This window comes from Sutcliffiella horikoshii (assembly GCF_019931755.1).
In the GTDB taxonomy this organism is placed as follows: Bacteria; Bacillota; Bacilli; order Bacillales; family Bacillaceae_I; genus Sutcliffiella_A; species Sutcliffiella_A horikoshii_E.
On record NZ_CP082918.1, the window covers coordinates 3,099,384 to 3,111,621 of the forward strand.

Genomic DNA, 12,238 nt, shown 5'->3' on the forward strand with positions numbered 1-12,238 from the left:
CAGTATTTGGGCGAGTTTGGCTCGTATTTGCATGAGTTTGGCTCGTATTTCTTTTTTATGGACAGTATTTTGCTCCGTTTGGCTCGTATTTTTATTTTACGGACCGTAATTAACCCGCCGCACTCCCTATTTCCATAAAAAAGCACCCTCTCCACCAGGAAAAGGGCACTCCACAATCAAAAACTACTATTCTTTTAGCTTAAAACTCTCTCAACAGACTCTTCTCCGAGCTTGAATGCCACATGAAGTGCCTCCACTGCACGAACCATCTCTGCTACATCAACCACAGTAGAAACTTTGATTTCTGATGTGCTGACCATTTTGACATGGATGCCTTCAGTGGCAAGGACCTGGAACATTTCCGCCGCAACCCCTGGATTTGAAACCATACCGGATCCAACGATGGAAACCTTCGCTAAACCGCTCTCCTGCTCGATTCCCGTGAATCCTAAACGGCCTTGATGCTGCTCTAACACTTCAATCGTTTCTTTTACGTCTACTGTTTTAACAGAGAACGAAATGTTTGTTGTATCTTTATCCATGCTCGTTTGAATGATGATATCCACATTCAAACTGTGCTGAGCTAATGTCGTGAAGATGGTGGATAAGGTATGTAGTTCATTTGGCAAGCCACATACGGTAATGCGGGTGATTTGGTCTTCGAATGCTATTCCTCTGACAACTAGATTTTTTTCCATGGATACTTCCTCCTCAATAATCGTTCCTTCTTCCTCTTCCATACTGGATCGCACAACCAGCTGTACGCCATAATTTTTTGCAAATTCAACCGCACGTGGGTGAAGCACACCTGCCCCTAAGTTTGCCAGTTCCAGCATTTCATCGTACGCAATTGCAGCAAGCTTTCTTGCACCTTTTACATAACGAGGGTCTGTCGTGAATACTCCCGTCACATCTGTATAAATATCACACTTCTCCGCTTGTAAAGCAGCCGCTAATGCAACCGCAGTTGTATCGGAACCGCCTCTGCCCAGTGTGGTAATCTCGTTATTAGCAGTAATTCCTTGGAAGCCCGCAACAATGACAATCTTACCTGCATCCAAATAACTTTTTAATAGATCTGTCTCAATATGCGTAATTCTAGCGTTTCCGTGTACAGGCTCTGTTCGAATTCCTGCCTGCCAGCCTGTCAATGATACTGCTTCATGGCCTCTAACTTGCAATGCCATTGCCAATAAGGAGATGGTAATTTGTTCACCTGTTGTCAAAAGCATATCCATGTCGCGCTTGCTTGGATGGGGGTTGATTGCATTTGCTAAAGTTAACAGTTCGTCTGTTGTTTTGCCCATTGCCGATACGACGACAACCACTTTGTTTCCGTTTTCCACTTCATTGATGACTCGACTTGCAACGTGCTGAATTCGTTCAACCGAGCCCACTGATGTTCCTCCGAATTTCTGTACAACAATCGTTGACATGTGCACCATTCCCTTTTCATTGATTAGTCTCATCATAATGTTAGATAGTTCTCAGTACGCATTTAGCCATGGCAGCTTTTTTTGGATATAAAAAAACAGCAATGAGCTAATGTCTCATTGCTGTGATTGGTAAAATAAAGAATCCGTTCACGCGGTGAGATAGCTCTCCAGGCAGCACAAAGACAACCTGACAGTCCTACATTTCTTAAACGCAGAACCAGTAAAAAAAAGAAAAAGAGACTTTTTTTTACTTCGGCGATCCTCCCCTTTCCGTAATCATCTCGGAAGCTCTTTCTTCTCCGATTACATACTTTTGAAGTTCGCACCTCTATCATCACTTCATCGATTTGAAGTGGCACATTATGAAATTAATAGTGATTATATCAGACAATAAGATTCCTTACAACACCTATTCACGAAGTTTTTTAAAAATTTCTTCAGCTATCGGCTTCGGTATTTTGGCAACTTGTATTTCTTCGACAGTAGCTTCTTTCATCTTTGCAACAGAACCGAAGTGTTTCATAAGGGCCTTTTTCCTGGTTGCCCCAACCCCTGTGATTTCATCAAGTATGGATTGGAACACGCTTTTGCTTCTAATTTGACGATGGAAAGTAATCGCAAATCTGTGGACTTCATCTTGAATTCGTTGCAGAAGATAGAACTCTTGACTCGTTCTCTCAAGCGGAACGATCATGGCATCTTCGCCGGCAAGAAGGTTACTCGTTCTATGTTTATCATCTTTGGCAAGGCCGACAATCGGAACAAATAAATCCAATTCATTTTCAAGGACGTCCCTTACAGCACTCATATGGCCTTTGGCACCATCGATCACGATCAGGTCCGGGAGCGGTAATGATTCTTTCAAAACACGTGTGTACCTTCTTCTGACTACTTCCCTCATGGATTCATAGTCATCAGGTCCTTGGACGCTTTTGGTTTTATATTTACGGTATTCTCGTTTCTCGGGTTTTCCATCGATGAATACAACCATGGCAGAAACAGGATCCGTTCCTTGGATATTCGAGTTATCAAATGCTTCTATGCGGTGTGGAGTCATGATGCCCAGTATTTCCCCAAGGTTCTCCACAGCTTTTATCGTTCGGCTTTCATCACGTTCAATCAAGGAGAACTTTTCACCGAGGGCAACTTTTGCATTTTTGTTTGCCAGATCAACAAGCTGCTTTTTTTTCCCACGTTGCGGCTGTAGCACATTGGTTTGTAATAGTTCTTGTGCTAGCGGCAGGTCAATTTGACTAGGAAGCATCACTTCTTTTGGGACAAAATGATTTTGCTTGGAATAGAACTGCCCAAGGAATGTCAGGAAATCCTCTCCCGGTTCATTGTAAATCGGGAATAGTGATACATCTCGTTCAATCAATTTCCCCTGACGGATGAAAAAGACCTGCACACACATCCAGCCCTTGTCAAAAGCAAATCCGAAAACATCCCTGTCGACAAAGTCGTTCATCTCCATTTTCTGCTTTTCCATTGTCGCTTCAATGTTGATGATTTGGTCCCGGAATTCCTGTGCACGTTCAAATTCCAGGTTCTCTGAGGCTTTCATCATTTTATCCGTTAGCTCGTTTTTGACTTCTTTATAACCTCCGTTAAGAAACCGGACAATTCCATCAACCATTTGTTTGTTCGTTTCCTCAGATACATGTTCCACACATGGAGCAAGGCATTGACCCATGTGATAGTAAAGGCAAACCCTGTCTGGCAGCGTCATGCATTTTCTAAGTGGGTAGATACGATCGAGCAGCTTTTTCGTTTCATTTGCCGCTTGAACATTTGGGTATGGTCCAAAGTATTTCCCTTTATCCTTTTGCACTTTACGAGTGATTAATAAACGCGGGTGCTTTTCCGCTGTAATTTTTATAAAAGGATAACGTTTGTCATCTTTCAGCATGACATTATATTTAGGGTTGTGTTTTTTTATAAGATTCAGTTCCAGTATTAACGCTTCGATATTGGAGGAAGTCACGATATATTCAAAGTCCACAATTTCATTTACAAGTCGGAGCGTTTTCCCGTCATGACTCCCTGTAAAATAAGAGCGGACACGATTTTTGAGCACCTTCGCCTTTCCGACATAGATGATGGTTCCTTGACGATCCTTCATCAGGTAACATCCCGGTTGGTCAGGCAGTATGGCAAGTTTTTCTTTTAATGATTCATTCAACGTTTTCTCCTCCCAACCAAAGATTTTTTCATATGTAACTATTATACCTTGTTTCGTACGTATGTTCCATTTGGAAGTATTAGGTTAGTCGGAGAGGATGATGGGACAGGGGCGGGGACTCTGGCGATGACGATTTTATTGATATATCCCGATATTTCTTGATAAAACCCTAAGTTTTCTTGATATAATTCATTTTTTCTTGATATAATCGCAAATTTATTGATATATCCTAAATTTTCTCGATATATCCCAAATTTTTCTCGATATCCGCCGACTCGGCATCCTGATTCTGTCACTTTACACGCAAAAAGCCCGGTCACAGGACCGGGCTTTCTCCAAAACGCATTAAGCGTGCTTGTTTAATAGTTCAGCCAAAGCTTCTTTCGGTTGGAAACCTACTGCTTTGTCTACTACTTCACCATTTTTGATAACAAGTAAAGTTGGGATGCTCATAACGCCGAACTTGCCAGCAGTTTCTTGGTTCTCATCCACATCAACTTTAACGATTTTCACTTTGTCGCCCATGTCTTGATCTAGTTCTTCAAGAACTGGAGCGATCATTTTACAAGGTCCGCACCATGGCGCCCAGAAATCTGCAAGAACTAGGCCTTCGCCAGTTTCTTGTGTGAAGTTTTGGTCAGTTGCATTTGTAATTGCCATAATAAATTCCTCCTAAGCCTTTTATCTCACAGTTAACAATATATGCTGTTAATGTGTTCTCTGACAGATGGAAAATCTTTCAGAGTTTTACTATAGCTAAAGTATAGCATTTAGCGCATAGTGTTGCTAATTATTTGCTTCGTTATAGGTTTACCCGTTTTCGATCATTTTATTTCATACTAAGATTCCCCGACACGCCGCTGGTGATTTCCGCACTGGGCTTAGCTTTCCTAGGGGCGCTGCTGGAGCCTCCTCGCTTCGCTGCGGGGTCTCAACATTGTCGCTACTCCCCCGCTGGAGTCTTCGCCTTTTGCTCCAATCACCAGCTAGGTTATCTCTAATCCATCACACCAAAACAGCCAAGCACCCAAAAGTGCCTGGCTGTTTAATGATTCAAACTTAGTTTGTTACCAATAGCTTTTTGAATTCAGCTGTTAACATTGGTACTACTTCGAACAGGTCACCTACGATACCGTAGTCAGCTACTTTGAAAATGTTTGCTTCTGGGTCTTTGTTGATTGCGACGATTACTTTGGAGTTGGACATACCAGCAAGATGCTGAATAGCTCCGGAAATACCGCATGCAATGTAAAGGTCAGGTGTTACTACCTTACCTGTTTGACCGATTTGTAAGGAGTAATCGCAATAGTCTGCGTCACACGCTCCACGGGATGCACCAACTGCAGCTCCAAGTACGTCTGCCAATTCTTTTAATGGCTCGAAACCATCTTCAGATTTTACTCCACGGCCTCCAGCTACTACTACTTTCGCCTCGGAAAGGTCTACACCTTCCGTTGCTTTGCGAACAACTTCTTTAATGATTGTGCGAAGATCTTTTACATCCACATCTAGGGAAGATACGTCACCTGAACGAGACTCATCTTTTTCAAGAGATGCGATGTTGTTTGGACGTACCGTTGCAAAAATGACGCCGTCTGTTACGATTTTCTTTTCAAATGCTTTACCAGAGTAGATTGGTCTTGTGAATACAAGGTTTCCGCCAACCTCTTCCACTTCAGTCGCATCAGAAATTAAGCCAGAGTTCAATTTGGATGCCAATTTAGGAGATAAGTCTTTTCCTAAAGCTGTATGTCCAAAGATGATTCCTTCTGGGTTTTCGGATTCAATTACCGCCATCAATGCTTGAGAGTAGCCATCAGATGTGTACGCTTTCAAGTTTGCGTGTTCAATTGTGACAACGCGGTCTGCACCGTAAGCGATGAGTTCTTGAGCAAGTGAACCTACGCCTTCCCCAACTAGTACAGAAACTACTTCTCCACCTTCTGCTACTGTTTTTCCTGCTGCAATTGCTTCAAATGATACATTACGCAATGCGGAATCACGCACTTCTGCTAATGTTAATACTTTTCTTGCCATGTTTGTCTCCTCCTGTCCATGTATCTATCTAAAGTACTTGTTTAACGACGCTTTTGATTTCCGCAGCTGGCTTCGCTTTCCGCGGGGCACTTGCTGAGCCTCCTCGGCAAGCCTGCGGGGTCTCACCTAAGCGCTACCTCCCGCCGGAGTCTACGCCATCTGCTCCAATCAAACGCTAAATGTTTATATGACGTATTAGATTACTTTCGCTTCGTTTCTTAATGCGGAAACTAGTTCTTTTACTTGAGCATCTAATTCTCCCTGAAGCACGCGACCTGCTTCTTTTTTCGGTGGAAGGTAGATTTCCAACGTTTTTGTCTTTGCTTCTACATCGTCCTCATCAAGGTCTAGATCGTCTAGTTCTAGCTCTTCAAGAGGCTTTTTCTTTGCCTTCATGATCCCTGGAAGAGATGGATAGCGCGGGTCGTTTAAACCTTGTTGCGCTGTTACAAGCAACGGAAGGGAAGTTTCAAGAACTTCGGAATCGCCTTCCACATCACGAACGATCGTAGCTTTTCCGCCCTCAATTTCTAGCTTCGTGATAGTTGTCACGTAAGGAATATCCAATAATTCCGCTACACGAGGTCCCACTTGACCAGAACCGCCGTCAATTGCTACGTTACCGCCGATAATTAAATCTGCATCCTTATCTTTTAAGAATTCAGCCAGGATTTTCGCCGTAGTAAATTGGTCTCCATTTTCTACATCATCTTCCGTGTTGATCAGGACAGCTTTGTCCGCACCCATTGCAAGTGCCGTACGAAGTTCTTTTTCTGCTTCTTCAGACCCTACTGTCACGACTGTTACTTCTCCGCCATGCGTGTCTCTGACTTGAATTGCTTCCTCTACCGCATACTCGTCGTATGGGTTAATAATGAATTCTGCACCATCTTCATTTATGCTGCCATTTGAAACCGTTAGTCTTTCCTCCGTATCAAATGTTCTTTTTAATAAAACAAAAATATTCATCACAGTACCTCCTGTTTAAACATTATTTTTATTAGTAATATTCAGATTTTATATTATAAAAAAAATTACTTCCCTTTAAATTCGGGAGCTCTTTTTTCCATAAACGCTGTAATACCTTCCTTGCCATCTTCTGATGTGAAGACTTTACCAAATAATTGTGCCTCTCTGTCTACCCCTTGATAAAATTCTTCATGTTTTGCGTATCGGGACAATTCAATAACAGAAGCAACCGATATAGGTCCTTTTTGTGCTATCTTTTTCGCCATCTTCAAAGCTTCATCCATTAAAACTTCTTCATCGACGGCCTTATTGGCAAGTCCCCATTGAACTGCTTCTTCCCCAGTCAATGTGTCGCTTGTGAACAGCATTTCAAATGCCTTTGCGGAACCAACCAGTTTAGGTAAACGCTGTGTTCCGGCAAATCCGGGGATCAAGCCCAATTGCAACTCCGGCAGACCAAGTTTGGCTGTTTTTGTTACCAAGCGGATATGACAACCCATTGCAAGCTCAAGGCCACCGCCTAGGGCTGCACCGTGGATGGCTGCGATGATCGGTTTTGGGAAGTTCTCCATTCTTTCAAAAAGATCCTGACCAAATTTTGCAAGCTCAGCAAATTCTTCCCCAGTTTCCACCGTGGTGAATTCTTTGATATCGGCACCAGCTGAGAAGAATCTACCTTCTCCGTGAAGCAGGACAACTCTTACCTCTTCTTGGTTTTCCAGGTCATCCATCAATAATGAAAGCTCTTTCAAAACTGCGGATGACAAAGCATTCGCCGGGGCTTTGTTGATGGTGATGAGAGCAATTCGATCTTCTACTTTCATTTGTAAGAATTCCATTATTAACCCTCCTTATGTAAAACGGAGAGCTACTTAAGGGGTAGCTCCAAACCCTTTGATTAATAATTCATGTACTCTTGGTGCGATGGATGTCAGGTCGTATTTTTGATCATTCATGACCCAAGTGGTGATTGTTTCATCAATCGTCCCGAAAACCATTTGCCTTGCAAGACGGACATCTAAGTCGGAACGAAGCTCACCGTTCTGGGTACCAGCCAGTAAAATTTCATCCACAACATGTAGATACCCTTTTAGCACCTCGTTAATCTTCAATCGAAGCTCTAAATTGGATTGTCTTAATTCCAACTGCGTTACAATTGCAAGATGGTGATCTTCAGCCAGCATAGAAAAGTGTTTTTCTATCAACGTTAATAATTTCTCTGTTGATGTCGATTTTCCTGCAATTTCTTGACGAATCTTTTCGACGAAGAGTCCCATTTTTTCTTGAAACAGTGAAATAAGGATGTCTTCTTTATTTTTAAAATAAAGATAGATGGTCCCGTCTGCTACTCCAGCTTGTTTTGCAATCTTGGAAACTTGTGCTTGGTGGTAGCCGTTTTCCGCAATGACAATGACTGCGGCATCTATTATTTGTTTATATTTAGGCTTTTGTTGTTTCAAGCTTTTCGCTCCTTTTTGAAAATGAATGAATAATCATTCATATTTTCATGATACTGTACCATGAATGAACTGTCAATCATTATCTTATCATAATTTTAATGCTCGTTACTATACAAAAAAGAGAGAGAGGCTACTTTCATCTCCCTCTCTTTACCTATTACTTTGCGATTTTTTGCTTTTCTTCTTCCACCAATGCTCTTCTGAGGATTTTTCCAACAGCGGTTTTTGGCAGTTCATCTCTGAATTCATAGTATCTTGGCACTTTGTAGGCAGCAAGATGTTTACGCGTATATTGGTCCAATTCTTCTTCTGTCAGCTTGGATCCAGACTTTTTCACGATATAGGCTTTAACGGTTTCACCGCGATAGGCATCTGGAATTCCTGCGACTACTACTTCCTGAATTTCTTCATGTTCATAGAGTACTTCTTCGATTTCTCGAGGGTAGATATTGAACCCGCCGGCAATAATCATATCTTTTTTACGATCCACCACATAGAAATAACCGCGCTCATCCATATAACCTAAATCTCCGGTTAGAAGCCAGCCATCTTTTAAGACAGCTTCGGTCTCTTCTTTTCGGTTCCAGTACCCTTTCATGATTTGTGGGCCTCTTACAGCAATTTCTCCTATTTCACCGGTCGGAGCCAGTTCTCCATTTTCCATGGAAAGAATGACGGATTCAGTATTTGGCCAAGGTATCCCGATACTTCCTGATACCCTTTCATCCCAAAGGAAATTGGCATGTGTCACAGGAGAGGCTTCTGAGAGTCCATAGCCTTCCACCAGTTTTCCTCCTGTTACACGTTCAAACTGCTCTTGCACCTCAACAGGAAGTGCAGCGGATCCACTGATACAAGAATCTATGGAAGATAAATCATACTTTTTAATATCAGGATGATTTAAAAGGGCAATATAGATGGTCGGTGCCCCAGGAAATAAGGTTGGCTTTTCCTTTTGAATGGCTTTCAAAGTGGTTTCAGGGTCGAACTTTGGTAAAAGGACCATTTCAAATGCCTGCATGATAGAAAGGTTCATCACCGCTGTCATGCCGTACACATGGAAGAACGGCAGAATACCAATCACCTTTTCTTGCGCACGTTTGCATCGATACATCCATTTCACGCTCATCATTGTGTTAGAAACAAGATTCATATGTGTCAACATAACGCCTTTCGGAAATCCGGTGGTACCGCCTGTATATTGCAACAACGCAAGGTCTTCCTTCGGATCAATAGGTACATCAATGGTTTGTGCGTCTGATTGTTTAATAATTTCGGTAAACAAGTGATTTTGTCCACTATGCTCCACCTTCACCACAATTCCGTACTGTTTTTTCTGAACAAAAGGATAAAGCATATTTTTAGGGAACGGGAGATAGTCCTTTATTCCCGTTACGATGACATGCTTCAACTTTGTTAACGCTTTCACTTTTGATACTCTGGGATATAAAATATCTAACGTGATAATGACCTCGGAGCCGGAGTCATTGACCTGGTATTCGAGTTCACGTTCCATGTATAGTGGATTTGTCTGCACCACAATGCCCCCGGCAAATAAGACGCCATAATAGCTGATGACAGCTTGAGGACAGTTTGGGAGCATGATTGACACTCTGTCGCCTTTTTCAATTCCAAGTCCTTTTAAGTAGTTTGCCAGTTTTAAAGATTGATCATACACTTCTTCAAATGTTAACTTTTTGCCGAGGAAGCTGATAGCCGTTTTTGTTGGATATTCTTCCGCCGCTTGTTTCAAATAAGACTGCAGTGTTCGCTCTTCGAAGTTGATCTCATGAGGTATTTCTTCTGGATAAAGTGATAGCCACGGCTTATTCACTACTTGCTCCATTCTATTCCCTCCTCTTTATCGGCCTGTACTACTACAAAAGGCCCATATCTGTTTGTTATAGTATATCAGCAATTCCTTAAAAATTATAACATTTTTTTGATTTTTGCAAAAAATGATGAAAGATGGCATTACTTACCCAGGAACTTTCAGCTTTATGTTCTTTTTTATTCTTTTCTTTTCATAAAATAGATTCGTCAATTTTGGCGCTAAAATAAAAATCAAAATCCCCAGTATCGCTGAGGCCAGGATAAACACACTGCTAAAAACCTTGGTCGCTCCAGTGGCAATAGATGCAATGACAACGGAAAATTCTCCTCTAGGGGTTAAGGAAAATCCAGCTCTCAAAGCAACCCGTTTTGTGAGCCCGTACCATCTTCCACCAAGCATTCCGACGAAAATCTTTCCAAGCAAAGCCCATCCAATCAATGTTAGCAATAATCCTACATACGGCACTCCTTCTCCAAGGTCGATCGTCGTCCCGAAATGCATAAAAAATATAGGCAATAGCAAATCTCTCACCGGCAAGGTAACCTGCTCTATATCTCCTGAGCGCTTCGTTTCGGCAAGCATGATACCTGCCAAGAATGCTCCTAATACTTCTGACAACCCCAATAACAACGCTAGCCCTGCATAACTAAGGGCAATCCCGACTGTTAGAATGATGAAGATATCACTTCCAACCAACCGCTCAAAGAATTTCTCCAAGCGAGTGAAACCGAAACGACCGATGACCATTGCCCCAACAGTAAGCAACAAGATTTTACCCAAAAGCATAATAAAATCAGTCCCTGTTATTCCAGTGTCCGAAGCTAATCCAATTAAGACTGCAACAATGACTGGTGCGACAATATCTTCAAAGATGAGGATCGCGAGGATATATTCTGACTCTGCATTTGCCAACCGTTTCGTACTTTCCAACAGTTTGGCAGAAATTGAGGAGCTTGTAGCATAAAGGACCCCGCCTATTAAAAAGGAGGTCAGTAGATCCAGTCCAAAGAATAGACAAATGACAGTAGATATTCCAAAGTTTAAAGCTACATCCAATAAACCAGGTTTCCAAACCTTGATTGCCATATTCTTTAATTTTTTTAGGGGAAATTCTAAACCTAGTAAAAAAAACAATAAAACAATTCCTATTTCACTAGCAGTATACAATAATTCGTTTTCTGAGATGAATGTTCCGATGCCTAGTCCTAAAAATATATATAGTATGATGCCAGGAATTTTCACTTTTCCTCCGACATACCCCATAACAAATAGAACGAGTAGTATGACTCCTATGCTTAAAAGTATTGGAGTACCTCCATGCATCAGGTAGCAGTCCCTCCCTCGCAAAGCTTGGTGAGCTTTTCAATTTGCGCTTGTTTGCCACAAACCATCAGAACATCCGCTTCATGAAGCTTTACATCGACGTCCGGTACAGCGATGTTATCTTCTCCCTTTACAATACCGATTATGGATGCACCTGTTTTGGTTCTTATTTTCGATTCTCCGATGGATTTTCCAATTAAGGAGGAAGCTTTTTTCACTTCAATCCACTCTATGATGATTTGTTTCTTAAATATTTTCATTTTATCCATATCCACAGGTTGATAGATAGCACCCAGCAGCTGGGCCCCAAGTTCCCTTGTTTCGTCTGAGGTCAAGGAAATCGAGAAATCCGCTTCATCTTGATCTGGGTCTTCAAAAAAATACATCTCTCGTTTTCCGGAATGGTGAACAACCAAAACCACCATATTTCCTTCAGCCGTAACAAATGATAGCTTCTTCCCAATCCCCGGTAGTTCCGTAGTTTTAAACTGCATCTTAAGAACCCCTCCCATACCACCTATATTCTCTAAAACTACCTACTCTCCCTGCTCAACAATTTATCAGGGGTAAGAAAAACCGCCCCGTCTTTTTTGAAAAAAACATTTGTTTGTGGTTAAGCGCCGCTGTTCCTTTCCGCAAATGGCTTCGCTTTCCGCGGGACGATGCTTGAGCCTCCTCACTTCGTTGCGGGGTCTCAACCAACCGTTATCCCCCGCAGGAGTCTACGCCATTTGCTCCAATCCACAGCTAAAGTATTTATAAAACGAAATTTTATAAATGTAACTCTATTATTTTTATTTAATAGCTTTTAAATGACCAACTGTATATGAAATTACCCAGTTGATTGAAGTGGAAGGCGCGCAGACGCCCGCGGGAGGAAGGGACAGGTGAGACCCCGGAAGGCGAAGCCTGAGGAGGCTCACGGACCGCCCGCAGGCAAGCGAAGCGCCTGGAACGGAAATCAACAGTATTTTATACTTTATTATCCTTTTTAAAA

The 12,238-nt window shown here is 42.0% G+C and carries 10 protein-coding genes and 1 riboswitch; all 10 genes read right to left on the reverse strand.

What is annotated here, in order from left to right:
* Positions 1-194 precede the first annotated feature (194 nt).
* The gene (locus tag K7887_RS15960; RefSeq protein ID WP_223490499.1) at positions 195-1,436 is read right to left on the reverse strand and encodes an aspartate kinase; all 1,242 of its coding nucleotides are present in this window, start codon (positions 1,434-1,436) and stop codon (positions 195-197) included.
* 152 nt (positions 1,437-1,588) lie between these two features.
* Positions 1,589-1,775, reverse strand: a riboswitch (Lysine riboswitch).
* 70 nt (positions 1,776-1,845) lie between these two features.
* Positions 1,846-3,618 (reverse strand): excinuclease ABC subunit UvrC, encoded by a 1,773-nt coding sequence (uvrC, locus tag K7887_RS15965; protein ID WP_223490502.1) that lies wholly within the window; start codon positions 3,616-3,618, stop codon positions 1,846-1,848.
* Positions 3,619-3,963: 345 nt separating this feature from the next.
* Entirely contained in the window at positions 3,964-4,278 is a 315-nt protein-coding gene (trxA, locus tag K7887_RS15970; RefSeq protein ID WP_010195744.1) for a thioredoxin, read from the reverse strand.
* Positions 4,279-4,677: 399 nt separating this feature from the next.
* Positions 4,678-5,655 carry an electron transfer flavoprotein subunit alpha/FixB family protein gene (locus K7887_RS15975; protein ID WP_010195742.1) on the reverse strand — a complete coding sequence of 326 codons (978 nt, stop codon included), beginning with the start codon at positions 5,653-5,655 and terminating at the stop codon, positions 4,678-4,680.
* Positions 5,656-5,850: 195 nt separating this feature from the next.
* Positions 5,851-6,624, reverse strand: coding sequence for an electron transfer flavoprotein subunit beta/FixA family protein (locus K7887_RS15980; RefSeq protein ID WP_223490505.1), 774 nt, complete (start codon positions 6,622-6,624; stop codon positions 5,851-5,853).
* Positions 6,625-6,689: 65 nt separating this feature from the next.
* Positions 6,690-7,463: an enoyl-CoA hydratase gene (locus K7887_RS15985; protein WP_223490507.1), complete on the reverse strand. Its 774-nt coding sequence runs from the start codon at positions 7,461-7,463 to the stop codon at positions 6,690-6,692.
* Between the two features lie 33 nt (positions 7,464-7,496).
* Entirely contained in the window at positions 7,497-8,084 is a 588-nt protein-coding gene (locus tag K7887_RS15990) for a fatty acid metabolism transcriptional regulator FadR (RefSeq protein ID WP_060664841.1), read from the reverse strand.
* 157 nt (positions 8,085-8,241) lie between these two features.
* Entirely contained in the window at positions 8,242-9,930 is a 1,689-nt protein-coding gene (locus tag K7887_RS15995; RefSeq protein ID WP_223490509.1) for a long-chain-fatty-acid--CoA ligase, read from the reverse strand.
* A gap of 132 nt (positions 9,931-10,062) precedes the next feature.
* Positions 10,063-11,241 carry a cation:proton antiporter gene (locus K7887_RS16000; protein WP_223490511.1) on the reverse strand — a complete coding sequence of 393 codons (1,179 nt, stop codon included), beginning with the start codon at positions 11,239-11,241 and terminating at the stop codon, positions 10,063-10,065.
* Positions 11,241-11,735 (reverse strand): cation:proton antiporter regulatory subunit, encoded by a 495-nt coding sequence (locus K7887_RS16005; protein WP_223490513.1) that lies wholly within the window; start codon positions 11,733-11,735, stop codon positions 11,241-11,243. The genes K7887_RS16000 and K7887_RS16005 overlap by 1 nt, the downstream gene beginning before the upstream one ends.
* Positions 11,736-12,238 lie beyond the last annotated feature (503 nt).

Bases quoted from the DNA above. Each gene is read 5' to 3' on its own strand.
- K7887_RS15960 (WP_223490499.1), bottom strand. From the start codon at position 1,436: ATGTCAACGATTGTTGTACAGAAATTCGGAGGAACATCAGTGGGCTCG.
- trxA (WP_010195744.1), bottom strand. From the start codon at position 4,278: ATGGCAATTACAAATGCAACTGACCAAAACTTCACACAAGAAACTGGC.
- K7887_RS15975 (WP_010195742.1), bottom strand. From the start codon at position 5,655: ATGGCAAGAAAAGTATTAACATTAGCAGAAGTGCGTGATTCCGCATTG.
- K7887_RS15980 (WP_223490505.1), bottom strand. From the start codon at position 6,624: ATGAATATTTTTGTTTTATTAAAAAGAACATTTGATACGGAGGAAAGA.
- K7887_RS15985 (WP_223490507.1), bottom strand. From the start codon at position 7,463: ATGGAATTCTTACAAATGAAAGTAGAAGATCGAATTGCTCTCATCACC.
- K7887_RS15995 (WP_223490509.1), bottom strand. From the start codon at position 9,930: ATGGAGCAAGTAGTGAATAAGCCGTGGCTATCACTTTATCCAGAAGAA.
- K7887_RS16000 (WP_223490511.1), bottom strand. From the start codon at position 11,241: ATGCATGGAGGTACTCCAATACTTTTAAGCATAGGAGTCATACTACTC.
- K7887_RS16005 (WP_223490513.1), bottom strand. From the start codon at position 11,735: ATGCAGTTTAAAACTACGGAACTACCGGGGATTGGGAAGAAGCTATCA.